Raw genomic sequence first — 18,217 nt, 5'->3', positions numbered from 1 at the left:
ACCTCAATTCTAATTTAAAGGATTCCGTCTTTCTGAATCTTGTTTACCAGCCGTCGTGTGCATATCTTCCGAAGTAAAAGCTTCCTTCGTTTCCATGACGACATTGGCAACCTGTGAGGGAATATTCTTCATCTCCTCGACCCTTTTGGAAATAAAGGAGACGTCATTGGAAATCTTCTCGACAGTGGAACGGAATTCCGAAGATGTTTCCTGTACTTGCGTTAACAAGTTAGAAGGATTCTGAATCATTTCCTTCATGCATGTCAAACCATTTTTACTATTGGAGATCACCGTTTTTCTTGTGTTTTTATCAAAAAGACTTACCGCGGCTCCGGCCAATGCCCCAATCAAAACAGCTTGCATAAACTTACTTTTCTTTTCGCTCCTATATTCTTCTCGAACCGAACTCATATATTCTCCTCCTTGGCATATTTTAATTAATGTATATTTCCATTATACTATTTTACTACCTAGTTTTTTTATCTTTTCCCAAACCAGAGCGCTTTAAAACGTTTCCAAGCAGGAAGTCACAAGATATATCTGCATGAATTCCCATTGACTTATAAGGGCAATCATGCAAAGATAAAAATAATTTAGAAATGTGTGGAAGGATGATAGAATTGGATTTATCACAGAATACGGCAGAGAGCGTCGAGTACATGGTCGAAGCAATAAAGGACAAATTAAGAGTAATGAACTTTGGTGCGATAAAATCCACCCATTTCGATATCGAAATGTATGAAGAACTTCATGATATTTATACTTTGGTCATGAAGAAAACGAATTTCAGTGTCCGTGAAATGGAAGCCATTGCAGAAGAACTTGGAAAATTACGCAATAAATAAATCTTTGAAATCCTCCCTTCCTTGTGAGGATTTTTTTATTTTTTTGCTATACTTGAATAACAATACATAGTAACGATTTCAGATAGGAGCGATAAGTATGGTAGAAAGAAGAACACCCATCAAGCTGAGTGAAGCGCTAGAAAAGATCATGAAACATGCATTGGAAGGACAAATGGAGATGGTCCCTCTTGAGGACTGCCACTACCGCTATTTGGCGCAGGATATTGTCGCCACCAATGATGTTCCCCACTTCAACCGCTCACCTTACGATGGATTTGCACTACGATCCGCGGATACAACCGAAGGATCCCTAGATAATCCGCTGGAGTTCGAGGTCATTGAAGAGTTGGCCGCAGGAATGGTCTCAACCATTCCTGTACAGAAAAACCAAGTAGCCCGCATCATGACCGGCGCCCAAATGCCAACGGAATGTGACGCCGTCATCATGCTCGAGCTAACGAAAGAATTCAAAAAAGACGGAAAGAAATATATCTCTTTCAAACGTTCCCTGAAGCAAGGCGAAAACGTGTCCATTAAAGGGGAAGACGCAAAGAAAGGCGATATCCTAGTCAAAAAAGGCACGATGATCAATCCCGGCATCATCGGTTTGCTTGCTACTTTCGGGTATGCCGAAGTTCCGGTTGCAAAGAAGCCCGTCGTGGGCCTATTCGCGACTGGATCTGAACTGCTTGATGTCAATGAACCCTTGCAACCTGGAAAAATCCGGAATAGTAACTCTCATGCCATCTCCGCCCAAATCCAAAGAGCAGGTGGGGAAGTCCGTTTCTACGGGAAGCTCAAGGACGAGTTTGACATAAGCTATGAGGCCATTTCCACAGCCTTGGAAGAAGTCGATCTCCTGATCACAACAGGGGGCGTGTCTGTCGGTGATTTTGACCTTCTTCCTGACATCTATAAGAAGCTCGGCGCTGACGTTTTATTCAATAAAGTAGCCATGCGTCCTGGTAGCGTGACGACGGTAGCCGTTCACGAGAATAAGTTTTTATTCGGCTTATCCGGTAATCCATCCGCAAGCTATGTCGGTTTTGAATTGTTTGCCCGGCCAATCATCCGTACCATGCTGTTTTCCGAACAACCGCATTTACGGAAGGAACAGGCTGTGCTGGCTGAAGATTTCCTGAAGGCCAACCCATTCTCCCGCCTCCTTCGTACGCGCATGTATTATGAAAATGGACAGCTTCGTGTCGTCCCTAGCGGCGTCGATAAATCGAATATCACCACTAGCCTTGCTGGGGCGAATTCGCTTACGGTACTCCCTGGCGGAACACGCGGATTTAAAACGGGGGATAGCGTGGATGTCCTCCTTCTTGATGATCAAGAAGGATCAATCTGGCCTTGGTGAAACCGTTCCTATTTCAAGTAGTCGGGTACCAAAATAGAGGGAAAACGACTTTCATTACAAAACTGATCCAAGCGCTTCGGATAGAAAATCTGGAGACGGCCGTCTTGAAGCATCATGGCCATGGTGGCAAGCCGGACAATACAGGTGAGAAAGACTCCACTAAGCACTTTCAGACTGGAGCGGCTGCTTCACTCGTGGAAGGAGACGGTTCCATTGAGTTGCTGGGGAATTTCAAATCTGGGGTCACGCTCCCGGAGTTGCTTCACTTATTGGAGATTTTCCACCCCGACGTGATTTTGATTGAGGGATATAAGCGGGAGGACTTTCCTAAGGTCATCCTTGTTAAAGAGGAAGAGGACTTTTCATTACTGAAACAGCTTACCAATATTCAGGCCGTGGTGGCTTGGCCCGCCTGCCTTGAACAAGCAACAAGCTTGGCAGAGGTTCCCGTGTTCCCACTGGATTCCGAATGTTTTACTGAATGGTTCATCAAGCAGGTAAAAAAACACGAATAAAGGCAAGAGGCATCCTATAATGAAGGGTGCCTCTTGCCTTTATTGCTTATTGTTCCGTCAGAATTAGCGGGCCATTCTTCGTGATGGCAATCGTGTGCTCGAATTGTGCCGAGTACTTCCCGTCGGCAGTCGAAGCCGTCCATCCATTCGGATCTCGAGTAGCCTTATATGTACCTACGTTCACCATCGGTTCAATCGTGAAGACCATGCCTTCCTTAAGGCGCGGGCCTTTATGAGGCAAGCCATAATGAGGGACTTGCGGTTCTTCGTGTATGACATTCCCAATTCCGTGGCCGATAAAGTCACGGACGACAGAGAAACCTTCCGCCTCCACATAAGATTGGATGGCATGCCCAATGTCCCCAATACGATTACCAGCGATAGACACTTCAATGGCCTTATATAGGGATTCCTTCGTTACCTCCACTAAATGTTCTGTTTCTTTGGAAACCTTGCCGACTGTATATGTCCAGGCTGAATCCGAAAGTGCCCCATTATAATTCACGACCATATCAATTGTGACGATATCCCCGTTTTTCAATGGCTTTTTGCGAGGAAAACCATGACAGATCTCTTCGTTGATGCTTGCACATGTCGCGTATTCATATCCCTTGTAGCCCTTTTGTTCAGGCTTGGCGCCATGTTTCTTCAAGAATCCTTCCACGAATTCTTCGATTTCCCATGTTGTCACACCTGGTGCGATTAGTTTTGCAATTTCCCTATGACAAGCAGCTAAAATCTTCCCTGATTCATGCATCGCTTGAATTTCACGTTCAGACTTTATTACGATCAATCGTTACACTTCCTTTTTTCATTCTTCTTTTATTTTACTGCAAAGATAGAAGTATATGAATCCAAAAACCTTATAAATAAAAAAATCCTGGCGGTTGCCAGGATTTTTTTATTATTTTAATAACTTGAGTGATTCCCGATTGAATGCCGGAAGATCCTCAGGTGTCCTGCTTGTAACAAGTTGGTCGCCGCACACGACGACTTCTTTGTCCAAGTATGTTGCACCTGCATATTCCATATCAACCTTGATGGATGTATAGCCTGTTGCATGGCGTCCTTCAAGGGCTTTAGCCGTAATTAACAGCTGTGGTCCATGACAGATGGCAAACACGGGTTTCTTGGCATCCATGAATGCCTTGGTGAACGTTACAAAGCGTTCGTCCGCCCGTAGAATATCCGGTGAAAATCCACCTGGGATAAGCAACGCATCAAAGTCTTCCGCTTTCACAGAATCTATGCTTTCATCGATTGTAATTTCAACGTCACCTTGTTTCCCTTTAACCGTTTTGCCTTTTTCCATCTCAATCGCCGTTACCGTGTGACCCGCTTCTTTAAAAGCTTTGACCGGTTCACTATACTCTGAATCCTCAACCATATCAGTTACTACACATGCTATTTTCTTACTCATAAAAAAATTCATCTCCTCAATTTTGATCGAATGAACTTACTTTATTTATATTCCCTGATTGGACAGGATTAAACACATAAATTGCCCTCTTCATAGAAGTCTCCCATGGTAGTCCCTATCGAATGCTTGCTTCTTAAAACTTGTTTTTACAAAAGCACCCCTTCAGTAGCATGTACTACTATAATCCTTTTAAATAAAGGCTGTTTTCGTAAACTTTATTGTTTTGGGTAAAGAATGGTATTCAACAATCGAGCCAGATTGTGGAGCAACAACTTTAAATAAAACTGAATATAAATGACATTCTAAAAAAATACTCAAACTACCTTATAGAATAATTGAAGAATAGGATTATACAATAAGGCAGTGGAGAAATTTATGAGGTGCTTTGGTTATAATCTTATTTTTGGCATGGGCCAAAACGAATAAAGATAAGCAATAATAGTGATTAATTTGCTCATGATGTAGAAGATAATGCTACTAATGTACCCTGAAAATTAGATTTTCACTCTAACTTTTGGGGTACATTAATAGTTAGGACATGCGTTAGGACATGTATTTGCTTTTGGTTTTCGATAAGTTTATTGTATTATTTTTTATTAAATGAACTAATAAGGCGAATAAAGGCAAGGCTGTTCCAATGAGTAAAGCTACTTCACTATTAAATTTATAGTAAGTATAACTTCCAACCCATGAACCAAAGCCTCCTCCCAAAAAGAAAATAGTCATATATAATCCATTAAGTCTGTTTCTTATTTCGGGATTCAAACCAAAGATAACTTTTTGACCTAATAATAAATTTCCTGATACCCCAATATCGATGCTAATTCCGGAGATAAGAATTAAAATTATACTCAATAGTGAATGATCTTGAACAAAAAATAATAGTAAGATAGATAATAGTACGAGCGCCATTGATAAATTCGTCATTGTAGAAATATAACCTTTATCTGCTATTTTACCGATAGTAGGAGCTAACAAAGCTCCAGCTATTGCAACAAAGCCAATTAATGCAATTTCATTATTCGAAAAATTTAGTGGCTCAGACCTTAATAATATTGGCATTATCGTCCAATAGAGACTAAATGTTGCAAATAAACATGCGTGATAAAAAGCTCTTTGTTGTAAAGGAGATGTATTTATTAATAACTTCACCATAGAAGCGATTAAATATGGATATGACATGTTACTAGACGTTACTACCTCATAGTTGGGCAAAAATTTTATAATTAACAGTAATACGGCAACTAGCGTGATTAATGAAAAAAGAAATACCATTCTCCATCCTAACCAGTCAGCTATTCCGATAGATAAAGGGCGAGCAATCATAATCCCAATCAATAAACCACTCATCACTTTACCCACATATTTACCTGTCTCTTCAATGGGTACAATCCTCATTGTTAGTGGAACTAACATTTGAGCCGCACATGCTCCAATGCCAATTATGGTTGTTAATATTGTGAAAATAATTCCATTTGTCGAAATTAGCATACCAATTAATGAAATAATAGTAAGCCCGATAAGAATTCCTATTATTTTCTTACTTTTAAATAAGTCAGCCATTGGTACGATGAAAAATAAGCCCAATCCATACCCAATTTGTGTAAAGGTAGTGAGCAATCCAGATAAATCAGAAGAGATGTTCAGATCTTTTGCAATGAATTGTACAATTGGTTGTGCATAATAAATATTAGCAGCAAGTGAACCACAACTAATTGCCAAAATAAATATTAGAAAATTTATCTTCTTAGTCAATTTCATCATTCCTTTTGTTTATTATTTTTTGGTACGTTCGTTCCAAAAAGCTTAAAAAAGAAAGACTATAGGTCTTCAATAGTCTTATCCACTAAATTATAGGCTAGATTTTTTTCTTTTTTATACTTGGACATTAAATTAATACTATGATTTAAACTTAATAAAGAATATGCCACTAATTCAGAGTTTGCTTCTTGTGAAATTTCTCCATTGTCTTTTCCTTTTTCAATAACTTGCTTAAATACTTTTTCAAGTTCATTAAAATCATATATAAGTATTTTTTCTATGGAAGGATCAATGTGTCCAATAAGCAATGAAGAATTAGTTATAATACAACTTTTAGGAATGTCATCTGAATAGCATTTTTCAATATGTTGATAAAAAAAAGATTTAAGTGATACTTTAGTGTTTATTCCATTAAAAAGTAAATCTCTCTTTCGAGAGCCAAAGTTTTTATAATGCTCTAAAACGAGTTTAAATAGTTCATCTTTATCACCAAAACTAGTATAGAGAGTAGACCGACTTATTCCCATTGTTTCAATAAGATCTGAGATATATGTAGCGTCATAACCTTTTTCCCAAAATAAATACATAGCTTTATCTAAGGCATGTTCTTTGTTAAAACTAATATTTCTACCCAATTTATAACACCTCCGTTCATGTAGTTTAGTATAAAGATTTCGGAATGATGAGTCCAGAGAAATTTATCTTGAAATCAAGTCTTCCGTTAAAGGGCGCAATTGTGGAAGAAGGCCCACTTTTCTCCATAGCAACAACCTTTGAGAAAACAGCCTAAATAAAAAAAGAGATAAGAGTCTTGATCTCTTATCACGTATTGTCGTCTATAGTTGGTGCTTCGGGTATTTGCCCACCACATGAATCGCACTGATAATTCTCTTGTTGATCCATTTCCTGTTTTCTTCCGTATTCAACCTGTCGAATACGATCCTCCGCCCTTCATCCGTCGTTACATAATAAGTGGGAAGGGCGTTCAACGAAATGGTGATGATATCATTCTTGCATTTATTACACGGACAAAATGTTTGATAATCCGTACCGGCCATTAGTATCTGGACCCACGTGACTACGATTTCTTCCATCACATTAGTAAATTCTCTTTCCATAAAAACTCCTTCGTAAAGAAAAACCTGTCCATTCCAGACAGGTTCTCACTCTTTTATCGGGGTACGTGGAACGATCAAAATCTCAACCCGTCGATTTTTAGCCCGGCCTTGTGCCGTTTTATTGGATGCGACCGGCTTGAATTCCCCGTAGCCTTTAGCACTGAACATTTCAGGGTCCAAGTTCGTATTCTCAAGGAGCAGCTTCATGAAGTTCACCGCACGCATGACGCTTAAATCCCAATTCGAATCATAGCGATACGTCTTGATGGGAACATTGTCGGTGTGGCCGCTTATGACAATCCCCCGAGGCAAGTCCATAACAAGCAGACTCGAAATCTCCTTGGCAATCCTGCTATCTTCATTTCTCACTTCCGATACTCCCGATTCGAACAGCACGTTATCCCTGATGGAAATCAACATGCCTTCATCCGTAAGGTTCGTATCAAGCTCGTCCACTAAATCATTTTCCTGAATATAGGCATTAACCCGTTTCTGTACTTCCATAAGTTGTTGTTCCTCGCTCTTACCCTGCCCCTTCGTCCCTTTGATCCCTGTCATTTGTTCAGGGGACGTGGGATTATTACTGGGGGAGTCACTCGGGTATTCCATGAATCCCGTTCCGCTCGTGAACACTTGGTTAAACACATTGGACAATTGTTGGAATTTGACTGCATCCACCGAACTTGATGCAAATAGAACGATGAAAAGAGCCAGAAGCAGCGTCAATATATCCGCATAGGGGACCAACCAAGATTCATCAATATGTTCGTCATGCTTTTGTTTCTTTTTCCGCCTAGCCATCTTCTCTCACATCGCCTTCTAACCACTTTTTACGATCTCCAGCAGGCAAATAAGATGTTAGTTTTTGTTCAATCGTCCTTGGCGCTTCTCCTTCGATGATCGACAAAATCCCTTCAATCATCATTTCCTTGATGCGGACTTCCTGTTGCGATTTCCGTTTCAGCTTATTCGCAAAGGGATGCCATAACACATATCCTGTGTAAATCCCCATAAGGGTCGCAACGAAAGCGGCAGATATAGCGTGCCCCAATGCCTCGCTATCAGCCATGTTACCCAATGCCGCAATCAGCCCGATAACGGCACCCAACACGCCAAGCGTTGGGGCATAGGTGCCTGCCTGGCTAAAGATGGCGGCTCCACTGTGGTGACGTTCTTCCATTGCCTCTATTTCTTCAGCCAATATATCTCGAATATAATCTGCACTCTGACCTTCCACTGCAAGGTTCAACCCATTTTTCAAAAAGGTGTTATCCACCTGATCCGATATGGTTTCCAAGGCCAATAACCCTTCTTTCCTGGCGATGACCGCCCATTCGGAAAAGGTTTTAATCAATTCTTCAGGCTTTGTCAACTTTTGTTCAAGGAAAAGGATCTTCAATATTTTTGGCAATCTTTTCAATTCAGATAAAGGAAAAGCCGTTACGACCGCAGCCACTGTTCCCACAATGATAATCATGATAGCTGCCGGGTTAATCAGCGCCGTTACGCTTACGCCTTTCAGAACCATTCCCACTAAAATAGCCACTATACCAAGAACTATACCTACAACCGATGTTATATCCATCATACTCACCCATTCATATAAAATCTCGTCTGCTCCTTATATCGGATAAAGTTCGGAAAAAGTGAGGATTATTTTACTATTCCGATAGATTGAATGTAAAAATTCTATCTTTTTTCACAAAGTCTCCCTATATTCATCCTTTATACAGCAACCATTCTATCGCATATTTCGCAATATAGGGACAATTTATGACAAAAAGGGAAGAAAAGGTTATTTTAAACAGTCGTGTTTATCCCTTCCCTTTGGATGAGTTCACTTGTTTCTCCAAAGTTTAGGTACCCATTTGATGCCCTCCGTTCCAATGACACTTCCTACCATCCCCATTATTACGCTGGCAGAAATAATTTTGACCGCGTAAAAAATCCCAGTACCCGTTATGAGATCGATGATTATAAAGTTTTTGATGGATGATCCTTTGATGCTATAGAATACAATTTGATGTTGTTTTTTTGTAGTCAACCAATCACATACTTTCATCTTTTTTTCTATAGGTATGATGAATAAGGATTGTCATATGCCCTTTCTGGAGCCGTAACAACAGCAAAAAGGCCACCCGTTGAGATTGGCGGCCTTCTCCACTCTATTCGTTTTTCATTAGGACCCTAGGAAACTACACGACCTTTACCTTCCCCCTTTTTTTCACTAAGTAGTAAGCCGTTATCAATGCCGTAATAGGAATCACAAGGGCTACACCCGTTCCCGCACAAAATATCGTGATCATTTCAGCACTGAATATTTTCGAATTGACGATTTCTCCAACAGAATAAGCTAAGTCCTTAAACCAGATAAGCAATGCCAGATAGCCACCAAAGAAAGCAAAGAACAATGTATTCGTACTGGTTCCCAGGATGTCCCTCCCAATGCTCATTCCAAATTTAAATAAATCTTTCCTGGTGCTGGATGGATGGTGGAGAAACATTTCCCGCATGGGAGACGAAATGGCCATGGCTGTATCGATAATGGCGCCAATCGTACTCATGATAATGACTGAAACTCCTACCTTCAAAAAGTCCACACCTATATAAAGGGAAAAGATGCTAAGCTCTTCTATTTCTTCTTCACCAAACCCCTGGATCATCGCACGTTCCGTCACCACGACGATAAAAAAGAGGACGATGACAATCGTGATGATCGTAGAAACGAAGGCTGTCTTGGTCGTACTGTTCACTTCATTAATAAAGAACAACGTGATATAACTAATCACCGTACATGCAATCAATGTGACGATATACGGATCATTATGTGGATTTTTCATAAAGAAGATGGCAAAAAGCAACACACCAAAGTTCAAGAATAAAGCAAAAAATGAACGTGCCCCTTTTTTACCACCGATCGAGATCATCAAGATAAATAATATGCCTGCTAGTAATACCAATACATTCATGTTCTTCCCTTCCTTCGATTAACGAAATAGATCGAAATATATAAACCTATCGGAATCGTTAACACGATGCCAATCCCCCCGGCAAGGGCACGGGCCAATTCTAATGATAGGTTCATGGAAAGGGTGAATCCCAACGTGGAAGCATTCTTCAAATACAAAAGAATCACGGGGATGGAACCGCTTATGTAGGCAAAAAACAAAATATTCGTCATGGTTCCCATAATATCTTTCCCTATTTCCAATCCAGAGGCTTTCAGGGCTTTTACGGATATGTCATTATTCTTTTCATACAACCCAAAGATCGAAGAAGACATGGTAATCCCTATATCCATCACAGCTCCTAACGATCCGATAAACAAGCCTGCATAAAACACCATTTTATAAGGCCTGGTGAGAAATTGCATTTCTTCATATCGGAGGCCATTTTCTCCCGTTACCCACATAGCAAGATAGGTAATGAACAACGAGGAAAAAGTCCCTAGGAGCGTCGCAATGATGGCTGCGTATGTTTTTTCATTAAAACCGTTAACGAGTAAGAGGGAAAGAACCGTAAATAGAATGATCGCTATGCCGCATATCCAGACCAGGCTGATGCCTGATGTACTCATATAAAAGTCCAGGGCATAGGACAACAAAACGGCATTGACCACCAAACTTATAACGGAAAGCAGCCCCTGCTTTTTTCCAACAATCAGGAGGGTAAAAATAAACACCCATGCCACAATCACCACATATTTATCACGTTTGACATCTTTAATCGTTCCGGCTAATTCCGGGCCCTCTCCATCTTTTGCATCGATCGAAACGAATAAATCATTTCCAACTTTGTATTCTTGATCATAGGCACCAGATGAGGAATATTCATTCTTTAACGTAATAAGCTGCCCTTTTTCTTCTCCATTTTGCAATTGGGCTACGATACTCTGTGTAAATAGCCGATCTTCATTGAGATACATGTCATCCATTTCCGTTGTACTTTCCAGATTTGTCTTGATGACTTTGGCTATAGGGCCTTCATAGAAAGAATAATTATGAGTCACAAAGAAAACGGAAGCGACAAAACAAAGGGCAATGATGATGTACACGGAAATTTGCTTGTATCCCATCTTTTTAACTGTATTTGCGATAATGTTCAAAAAAAAACCTCCATATATCAGGTGGCCAAAAGGAAAGCTGGCGGCAGGTTTGGCTGACTACATCCTACCTTACCAGTATGTAATTTTTTTATCTTATCATGAACACATGACGTTTACGAAATTAAAACCAATGGATGATAACTTTTTCATTGAGGCAGACGGAAAAGACGGGAGCCCTCACTCCCGCCTTTTCTGTCTTCCCTGTCTCCGATCCAGCACTTTGATGAGTGGCGACACTAAAAACAAGATGAATAAAATCCTGAATAAGTGAAAGCTTGTGACCACGGATACATCAACGGAAACAGACATGGCCGTGACCGCCATTTCTGCCACACCACCCGGGGCCATGCTTAAAAACAATTCATTGGCCGGCAAGGATAGGACTGGTGAAAAGTAAACCGCAAGATAGTAACAAAAACCGATTAGCAAAACATTACTCACGAAAACCACCGCGAACATCTTCCTGAAAAGCCGTGGATTATCGACTTTCAATGTGAATCCCAGATGGGCACCAATCAGAACCTGGGACAAGTTCAACCAGAAGCCAGGAATATGTGGTGCTTCAGATCCTGTCAAATTGAACAGAGCCGCCGCAATGAGTGGTCCTAAAAGGAAAGGAAGTGGGAAATGAACCTTTATGGCAATGAAAATGAATAACGCCAGAGCTGCAATCAGTAGGAGAGCCAAGGTCCCGTCATAATCAAACATAAAGAACTGCCCTTTTGCCATCGTCGCCGTTGCTTCGGAATCCACGGACATGACATGGGTGACGAGCCAAGGTACGATCGATATGACGAGAATGACCCGAAGCGTCTGCATGAAGCCGACAACCGTTTCGTCACTGTCTTTCATTTCCTCGCTCAGGATCACCATTTGAGACAGGCCTCCCGGGAAGCTTCCAAGAAGCGAGGTGCTCATCGATAGGTTCATTCTTTTTCCTACGAACAAGCCTGTTACTACGGTGAACAAAATCAGCACCACCGTGGTAAAAAGCATGACGGGCAAATATTCGCTCATTTCATGTAACGATCGTTTCGTAAATGAACTGCCCAGTTGTAAGCCGAGGATGATCAGTCCTGTGCTCCTTAGCGTTCTCGACCACAACATCGAGTGTCCCCATTTGATTTTTGCGATCATCACCACAAATAACGGTCCGAGCATCCATGGTAAATAGATGCCAAGTTTGTCGAACAGGTACCCTCCTAGAAACGCCAGTAAAGCTGTGAAAGTCATTCTTAAACTCTTATGATCCGATATGAATGTCTTCAATTCCATAACCTTCTTATCTATAAAAATTCCACTTACATAGTACCATAACTTATTTGACGGAATTTATCCCTTGTCTTGTCTTCATTTCAAACTCAGAGTATGATGGGGAAAATAACAGAAAGTATGGGAATTCTACTATGCGTTTACGAGATTGGGATACGAACTTAAAGATTCGCCTTGCCGGGGAATCTGTCGTCAATATATCATTTTGGATGTTTTTTCCGTTCCTTGCGATTTACTTCTCCGAATCGTTCGGGAAAACAACTGCTGGATTACTGCTGATTTTCTCGCAGTTCTTTGCGGTTGTGGCCAATTTATTCGGGGGATATTGTGCTGATCGATTCGGAAGAAAGCGGATGATGGTCATTTCCACCTTCGGCCAAGGCATTGCCTACATATTCTTTGCATGGGCGAGCTCCCCTTGGCTGGATTCGCCCAGCATCGGGTTTATCAGCTTCACCGCCGTCAGCATATTCAGCGCCTTTTATAACCCTGCCAGCCAGGCAATGGTCGCTGATGTGATTCCAGAAAAAGACCGCAGTGGCGTCTTCGCCGTATTTTACACGTCCATCAATATTGCCGTGGTCATAGGTCCGATTTTGGGAGGGATTTTTTATGCGACCCACCGTTTCGAACTGTTAGCCCTTGCTGCCATCATCAATATCCTGTTAGGTTTCATCCTGCAAACATGGGTCAAAGAAACGGCTCTCCTATCCATTCAGGAAAAGGGATCAGGAAAAAGGGTTAACGGATTCTCTTTTTTACTGAACCAACTACGAGACTATCAAGTCATTTTCCGTGATAAGGTGTTTCTACTTTTCATCATCGCAGGCGTCTTGGTCTATCAAACGTTCATGCAACTCGACCTGTTGTTCCCTGTCTATATTAATGAAATGGTCGATCCGCAATCCATATTTTCGATCACACTACAGGAAGAACAGATTTTCGGGTTCTTGCTTGCGGAAAATGGATTATTCGTGGCCCTCTTAACCATTACCGTCACGAAATGGGCATCCATGTATAAAGAAAGAAATGTATTCATCATCTCTTCTCTGATATACAGCTTTTCCATGATTTTATTTGGTGCGACCCAATGGGTTTGGGGATTATTTATCGCCATCGCCTTATTTTCCATTGCCGAGCTATTAACGGCCGGCATCCAGCAAGGATTTGTTTCGAAATTGGCCCCAGCACATATGCGTGGCCAGTATTTCGCTGCATCAAGCTTACGTTTCACCATTGGCAGGATGCTTGCCCCACTAGCCATACCGATGACAGGGTGGATTGGATATAATGGGACATTCCTCATGATCAGTATCCTTGCCGTCTTGAGTGCCGTTCTATATTTCATCATGTTTTTCCTGTATGAAAAGACTAAAGTCCAGATTCCATAATCTAACTCCATTTCCTACCCCCATAAACTTACCATTAGAGGTAGAATCATTATATAGGGGTCAAAACTCTTATGGAGGGGTGACTAGATGTTATCAAATACAGAAATTGGTATAGACTTAGGAACGGCAAATACACTCGTTTACAGTAAAAACAAAGGAATCATATTCAATGAGCCATCAGTAGTGGCCATAGATATAGTGACTAATAAAGTATTGGCAGTCGGCCTGGAAGCGAAGAATATGATTGGGAAGACACCTGGCCATATCGTCGCCATCCGCCCATTGAAAGACGGGGTCATTGCGGATTTCGATGTGACCGCACAAATGCTTAAGGAAATCATGAAAAAAGCTAGCAAGGCGATTGGCTTATCGATCCGTAAACCGAATGTGGTCGTATGTACGCCATCCGGTTCCACATCCGTTGAAAGAAGGGCCATTCAGGATGCGGTTAAAAATTGCGGAGCCAAACAGGTTCATCTGATCGAAGAGCCCGTTGCTGCTGCCATAGGAGCTGGACTTCCTGTAGAAGAACCGGTCGCGAATGTCATCGTCGACATTGGTGGAGGTACGACTGAGGTAGCGATCATCTCGTATGGTGGAGTCGTTTCATGTAATTCGGTCCGTATCGGTGGCGATCAACTGGATGAGGATATCTGTCAATATGTAAGAAAAAAACATAACATATTGATTGGGGAACGAACTGCCGAACAAATAAAAATGGAAATCGGCTACGCGCTCATCGACCATTCTCCATTGACCATGGAAGTCAGGGGGCGTGACCTCGTGACGGGTCTTCCGAAGCCCATTACGATTACGTCCTTGGAAGTTCAGGAAGCCATTCAAGAATCCTTGCTTCATATTTTAGAAGCCATCCGTTCCACGTTGGAAGAATGCCCTCCTGAATTAAGTGGGGACATCGTCGACCAAGGCGTGGTCCTTTCCGGGGGCGGAGCCTTGCTTAGCGGGATGCAAGATTGGTTGATGAAAGAACTCATCGTGCCCGTCGAGCTTGCCGATAGTCCGCTTGAATCTGTTGCCATTGGGACAGGCCGTTCACTCGAGATCATTACCAAATTACAAAAAGCCGTTTATTGATAGTATGCGAGAGGGAATCCTTATTAGAGGGTTCCCTCTTTTTCATGCCTAAAAAGCTATTTAGCCATGCCAGATATATTTCTTTTCCATTCAGTAAAGAATACATAAAAAAAGGAGGCCAGAATTTGGATACTTTTCTTTACTTCTTCTATCTAGCCGGATATGTGGCCCTTTTCATTTGGGGAATCACCCTCGCTAATAAATACGGATGGCTCTCTGCTTCCAACGTTCTCTTACTCGTGATTTTCGGGCTAATCGTGGATAACACCCTGCTCGCACTCGGACGGTATATCGGAACGGGGCTCTTTCTAGAATCAATCAGCTATGCCCGCTTTTGGGGACATGCCCTCTTCACGCCCACATTAGTTCTCTTTGCTTGGGATTCCCTGAAAAAGGCCGACATCCCGTGGGCCCAAAGAAAACTGGCCAAGTATATCAGTTACGGATTGGTGAACGCCCTAATATGCTTTGAATTATTCACTGAAACGATTGGGCTTAAACTGGAGGCCGATTGGAAGTATGGGGTTTTAAGTTATACCAGTTCAGAGCCGACGAGCGGACCGCCCATCATGGTATTGATCATCTCCCTCGTACTGATTATTTCGGGGTTCTTGATCTGGCGAAAACAAAAATGGATATGGTATTTGCTAGGTACGGTCATCATGACCATCGGTAGCGCCGTTCCTCTCCCCATCAAAAGCGATGCGTACATGAACGGATTTGAACTCATCCTCCTGATTTCACTACTTGCCACGAAGCATTTTCAAGACCATGAAGGGCAACGCCAAAAAACAGAGTTTTAGTAACAAGCATCATCGGATGCAATGTAACATAACTTGTGTTATAATATAATTAAGTTACATTGGTAAGAGGAGAAGAAATATGGAATATGTAGAAGCCTTTAAGGATGTCAATGAAATCAGCAAGATCAAAAGTTACTTGCGATCTCACTCCAGCCGCGATTATTTGTTATTTGTTTTAGGAATCAATACGGGAATGAAAATCAATGAGATGTTGGAAGTGACCGTGGCAAGCGTTCTCGACGAAACGGGTAAAGTTAAAGAGTTTTATGAGCACCGCTTGGAAAATGACGAGGCCACTCAAATCTATTTGAATCAGAAAGTCCGGACAGCTTTACAAGAATACATCAAAGACTCGAAAGTGATGGAAGGCCAATTTTTGTTTTTATCACCTAAGACAAAAAAACCGATCACACGCCAACAGGCACACCGAATCATCCATGATGCCGTGGAAGGTGCCGGATTGATTGGTAAATATGGGGCCAGTTCAATGCGTAAGACATTTGGATATCACGCCTATAAGCAAGGGGTCTCCCTCGCCTTGATCCAAAAGCATTACCATCATTCTAGTCCATCCGAGACACTGAAGTACATTGGCATCTCCAAGGAGAGTAAATTCAAGACGATCATCGACGTGAATTTATAGCATATTTCTATCTTTTGTAATCTCAAACCACCATTTTAAGGAGGAATTCAAGTGAAAATTAGAGAAAGCGAACTTCCTGGTATAGGCCAGAAATTCGAGATTATCACGAGAAATGATGAAAAATTAGTGATTGTCATTCACGATGATGGCCGTAGGGAGTTATACCACTTTGATACCGATCATGAGGATGTTATTTCAAGCATCACACTCAATGATCAGGAAGCGCGTCAAATGGCGTCCATCATCGGCGGTATGATTTATAAACCACAGGCACTCGAAACAATCGAAATGTCATTGGGTGACTTGGTCATCGAATGGTTCAAAGTGGAACCAGGTTCCAAAGCGATCAACCAAACGATTGGTGACATTGACATTCGTAACAATTACAACGTGACGGTTATCGCCCATTCGAAAAAAGGGAAAAAACAACTGAATAACCCAGGCCCTGATTCAATCATTGCTGCAGGCGACACGCTGGTCATCTCTGGTGAAAGAAAAGACATCAAAAATCTGATTAGAGAATTACTGACCGACGAAAGGAGTGACTAAGTACATATGGATCACTTAGTCTTCGAAGTAGGAACGGCCCTATTATTGGTTGCAGCCGCAGCTCTCATAGCAGGGAAATTCAAAATATCGAATGTACCCATCTTAATTATCGTCGGCATGTTGGTAGGACCTCATGCCCCGCATTTTGGAATGATCGATTTACGCTTCATCGAAAGTGAAGAGATCATTGCCTTCCTCGGAAGAGTCGGTATTCTATTCCTTCTATTCTATTTAGGACTTGAATTCTCCGTTAAAAAATTGATGAAATCCGGAAAAAACATCGTGACAGGCGGATCCATCTATATTGTCATAAACGTTGGTTTAGCGATGGCTTATGGTTTCCTCATGGGTCTTCCACTGAAAGAAGTCCTCATTTTAACCGGGATCATCAGCTTTTCATCAAGTGCCATAGTAGCCAAAGTACTTGTTGATTTAAGAAGGACCGGTAATAACGAAACGGAACTTATCCTGGGAATCATCATGTTTGAAGATATATTCCTTGCCGTTTATTTATCCGTCGTATCAGGATTGGTATTAAGCTCATCCGGTTCAGTCTGGGGAACATTATTATCTACGTTTATCGCAATCGGATATATGCTATTATTTTTCGTAATCGCTCGAAAAGCATCCGGTTTCCTCAACAAATTATTCAATATTACCTCTGATGAGATTTTCATCATTGTCGTATTCGCCTTACTGTTCTTTATCGCAGGTTTCTCTGAAACGATTCATGTTGCAGAAGCAATCGGCGCATTACTGCTTGGACTCGTCTTTTCTGAAACGGAACATAGTGACCGCATCGAAAAACTTGTCATTCCTTTCAGGGACTTCTTTGGAGCCATATTCTTCTTCAGCTTTGGATTGAGTATCGATCCGACGACGCTAGGTGGAGCAGTCTGGATGGTTCTTGGAGCCGTCATCATTACCATTATCGGTAACTTCGTTGCTGGTATGATTGCTGGACGTAAATCCGGTTTGTCCCATAAAGCCTCAGCCAATATCGGCTTGACGATCGTTTCACGCGGTGAATTCTCCATCATTCTCGCAAACCTAGGCATTGCCGGCGGTTTGATGCCTATCCTAACCCCGTTTGCGGCATTATATGTGCTGACATTAGCGATTCTTGGACCAGTCCTTACGAAAGAATCCAAGCATATATATAATATCCTCAATAAAATCTTCAAATGGACGCCGCCAAAAGTCCAAAAAGAACAACAAAAAGAACAACAAAAAGAAGGCTAATCGAAAAAGGTCCAGACACCTACGTCTGGACCTTTTTCGATATTCTCTGAGTTACTTAGATTGATAGCCTGCTATATGTGTCTCCTTCCACCCAG

General features: G+C 41.7%; 20 protein-coding genes. 9 read left to right on the top strand and 11 right to left on the bottom strand.

Annotated features, from left to right (window positions below; all coding sequences use genetic code 11):
• Positions 1-9: 9 nt before the first annotated feature.
• Positions 10-411 carry a YtxH domain-containing protein gene (locus AC503W_RS02795; RefSeq protein WP_494915937.1) on the bottom strand — a complete coding sequence of 134 codons (402 nt, stop codon included), beginning with the start codon at positions 409-411 and terminating at the stop codon, positions 10-12.
• 209 nt (positions 412-620) lie between these two features.
• Between AC503W_RS02795 and AC503W_RS02790 the strand changes: the two genes are divergently transcribed.
• From AC503W_RS02790 to mobB, 3 genes are all read left to right on the top strand, one after another.
• Positions 621-845: a DUF1128 domain-containing protein gene (locus tag AC503W_RS02790; protein ID WP_402871786.1), complete on the top strand. Its 225-nt coding sequence runs from the start codon at positions 621-623 to the stop codon at positions 843-845.
• A gap of 97 nt (positions 846-942) precedes the next feature.
• Positions 943-2,208: a molybdopterin molybdotransferase MoeA gene (locus AC503W_RS02785; protein WP_494915935.1), complete on the top strand. Its 1,266-nt coding sequence runs from the start codon at positions 943-945 to the stop codon at positions 2,206-2,208.
• Positions 2,205-2,723 (top strand): molybdopterin-guanine dinucleotide biosynthesis protein B, encoded by a 519-nt coding sequence (gene mobB, locus AC503W_RS02780; RefSeq protein WP_494917249.1) that lies wholly within the window; start codon positions 2,205-2,207, stop codon positions 2,721-2,723. The genes AC503W_RS02785 and mobB overlap by 4 nt, the downstream gene beginning before the upstream one ends.
• 46 nt (positions 2,724-2,769) lie before the next feature.
• Here the strand turns inward: mobB and map are convergent, their stop codons facing one another.
• The 10 genes from map to AC503W_RS02730 all read right to left on the bottom strand — a co-directional run bounded on the left by map (position 2,770) and on the right by AC503W_RS02730 (position 12,396).
• A complete protein-coding gene (gene map, locus AC503W_RS02775) occupies positions 2,770-3,516 on the bottom strand; it encodes a type I methionyl aminopeptidase (RefSeq protein WP_427591595.1) in 747 nt (248 codons plus the stop codon).
• Positions 3,517-3,627: 111 nt separating this feature from the next.
• A complete protein-coding gene (locus tag AC503W_RS02770; RefSeq protein ID WP_427591596.1) occupies positions 3,628-4,143 on the bottom strand; it encodes a type 1 glutamine amidotransferase domain-containing protein in 516 nt (171 codons plus the stop codon).
• A 543-nt stretch (positions 4,144-4,686) separates the two neighbouring features.
• Complete coding sequence (locus AC503W_RS02765) at positions 4,687-5,907, bottom strand: MFS transporter (RefSeq protein WP_494915933.1); 1,221 nt, start codon at positions 5,905-5,907, stop codon at positions 4,687-4,689.
• 56 nt (positions 5,908-5,963) lie between these two features.
• Positions 5,964-6,539 carry a TetR/AcrR family transcriptional regulator gene (locus tag AC503W_RS02760; protein ID WP_402958917.1) on the bottom strand — a complete coding sequence of 192 codons (576 nt, stop codon included), beginning with the start codon at positions 6,537-6,539 and terminating at the stop codon, positions 5,964-5,966.
• Positions 6,540-6,740: 201 nt separating this feature from the next.
• Positions 6,741-7,022 carry a late competence development ComFB family protein gene (locus AC503W_RS02755; RefSeq protein ID WP_494915931.1) on the bottom strand — a complete coding sequence of 94 codons (282 nt, stop codon included), beginning with the start codon at positions 7,020-7,022 and terminating at the stop codon, positions 6,741-6,743.
• Positions 7,023-7,067: 45 nt separating this feature from the next.
• Positions 7,068-7,823, bottom strand: a complete 756-nt coding sequence (gene motB / locus AC503W_RS02750; RefSeq protein WP_494915929.1) for a flagellar motor protein MotB — start codon at positions 7,821-7,823, stop codon at positions 7,068-7,070.
• Positions 7,816-8,607 carry a flagellar motor stator protein MotA gene (gene motA, locus AC503W_RS02745; RefSeq protein ID WP_402871803.1) on the bottom strand — a complete coding sequence of 264 codons (792 nt, stop codon included), beginning with the start codon at positions 8,605-8,607 and terminating at the stop codon, positions 7,816-7,818. Before motA ends, motB begins: the two co-directional genes overlap by 8 nt.
• Before the next feature lie 610 nt (positions 8,608-9,217).
• Positions 9,218-9,991 carry a YibE/F family protein gene (locus AC503W_RS02740; RefSeq protein WP_403079914.1) on the bottom strand — a complete coding sequence of 258 codons (774 nt, stop codon included), beginning with the start codon at positions 9,989-9,991 and terminating at the stop codon, positions 9,218-9,220.
• On the bottom strand, positions 9,988-11,127 hold the full coding sequence (locus tag AC503W_RS02735; RefSeq protein WP_494915927.1) for a YibE/F family protein: 1,140 nt from the start codon (positions 11,125-11,127) through the stop codon (positions 9,988-9,990). The genes AC503W_RS02740 and AC503W_RS02735 overlap by 4 nt, the downstream gene beginning before the upstream one ends.
• Positions 11,128-11,304: 177 nt before the next feature.
• A complete protein-coding gene (locus AC503W_RS02730; protein WP_494915925.1) occupies positions 11,305-12,396 on the bottom strand; it encodes an AbrB family transcriptional regulator in 1,092 nt (363 codons plus the stop codon).
• 137 nt (positions 12,397-12,533) lie between these two features.
• Here AC503W_RS02730 and AC503W_RS02725 point away from each other — a divergent pair, with 137 nt between their 5' ends.
• From AC503W_RS02725 to AC503W_RS02700, 6 genes are all read left to right on the top strand, one after another.
• Positions 12,534-13,790: an MDR family MFS transporter gene (locus AC503W_RS02725; RefSeq protein ID WP_494915924.1), complete on the top strand. Its 1,257-nt coding sequence runs from the start codon at positions 12,534-12,536 to the stop codon at positions 13,788-13,790.
• Between the two features lie 87 nt (positions 13,791-13,877).
• The gene (gene mreBH, locus AC503W_RS02720) at positions 13,878-14,885 is read left to right on the top strand and encodes a rod-share determining protein MreBH (RefSeq protein ID WP_402871816.1); all 1,008 of its coding nucleotides are present in this window, start codon (positions 13,878-13,880) and stop codon (positions 14,883-14,885) included.
• Between the two features lie 125 nt (positions 14,886-15,010).
• Positions 15,011-15,688: a hypothetical protein gene (locus AC503W_RS02715; RefSeq protein ID WP_494915922.1), complete on the top strand. Its 678-nt coding sequence runs from the start codon at positions 15,011-15,013 to the stop codon at positions 15,686-15,688.
• Between the two features lie 79 nt (positions 15,689-15,767).
• On the top strand, positions 15,768-16,331 hold the full coding sequence (locus tag AC503W_RS02710) for a tyrosine-type recombinase/integrase (RefSeq protein ID WP_427591600.1): 564 nt from the start codon (positions 15,768-15,770) through the stop codon (positions 16,329-16,331).
• 51 nt (positions 16,332-16,382) lie between these two features.
• A complete protein-coding gene (locus AC503W_RS02705) occupies positions 16,383-16,880 on the top strand; it encodes a cation:proton antiporter regulatory subunit (RefSeq protein ID WP_402871825.1) in 498 nt (165 codons plus the stop codon).
• 6 nt (positions 16,881-16,886) lie between these two features.
• Entirely contained in the window at positions 16,887-18,122 is a 1,236-nt protein-coding gene (locus AC503W_RS02700) for a cation:proton antiporter (RefSeq protein WP_494915919.1), read from the top strand.
• The last annotated feature ends 95 nt before the right edge of the window (positions 18,123-18,217 follow it).

The organism is Peribacillus suis, from assembly GCF_059384845.1.
The sequence above is the reverse complement of the archived record's forward strand: the minus strand, read 5'-3'. Positions and strand labels throughout refer to the sequence as shown.

What these genes read in the sequence shown, in the direction of transcription:
- AC503W_RS02795 (WP_494915937.1), bottom strand. Translation starts at nt 411, where the DNA reads ATGAGTTCGGTTCGAGAAGAATATAGGAGCGAAAAGAAAAGTAAGTTT.
- AC503W_RS02785 (WP_494915935.1), top strand. Translation starts at nt 943, where the DNA reads ATGGTAGAAAGAAGAACACCCATCAAGCTGAGTGAAGCGCTAGAAAAG.
- AC503W_RS02770 (WP_427591596.1), bottom strand. Translation starts at nt 4,143, where the DNA reads ATGAGTAAGAAAATAGCATGTGTAGTAACTGATATGGTTGAGGATTCA.
- AC503W_RS02765 (WP_494915933.1), bottom strand. Translation starts at nt 5,907, where the DNA reads ATGATGAAATTGACTAAGAAGATAAATTTTCTAATATTTATTTTGGCA.
- AC503W_RS02755 (WP_494915931.1), bottom strand. Translation starts at nt 7,022, where the DNA reads ATGGAAAGAGAATTTACTAATGTGATGGAAGAAATCGTAGTCACGTGG.
- motB (WP_494915929.1), bottom strand. Translation starts at nt 7,823, where the DNA reads ATGGCTAGGCGGAAAAAGAAACAAAAGCATGACGAACATATTGATGAA.
- motA (WP_402871803.1), bottom strand. Translation starts at nt 8,607, where the DNA reads ATGGATATAACATCGGTTGTAGGTATAGTTCTTGGTATAGTGGCTATT.
- AC503W_RS02740 (WP_403079914.1), bottom strand. Translation starts at nt 9,991, where the DNA reads ATGAATGTATTGGTATTACTAGCAGGCATATTATTTATCTTGATGATC.
- AC503W_RS02725 (WP_494915924.1), top strand. Translation starts at nt 12,534, where the DNA reads ATGCGTTTACGAGATTGGGATACGAACTTAAAGATTCGCCTTGCCGGG.
- mreBH (WP_402871816.1), top strand. Translation starts at nt 13,878, where the DNA reads ATGTTATCAAATACAGAAATTGGTATAGACTTAGGAACGGCAAATACA.
- AC503W_RS02710 (WP_427591600.1), top strand. Translation starts at nt 15,768, where the DNA reads ATGGAATATGTAGAAGCCTTTAAGGATGTCAATGAAATCAGCAAGATC.
- AC503W_RS02700 (WP_494915919.1), top strand. Translation starts at nt 16,887, where the DNA reads ATGGATCACTTAGTCTTCGAAGTAGGAACGGCCCTATTATTGGTTGCA.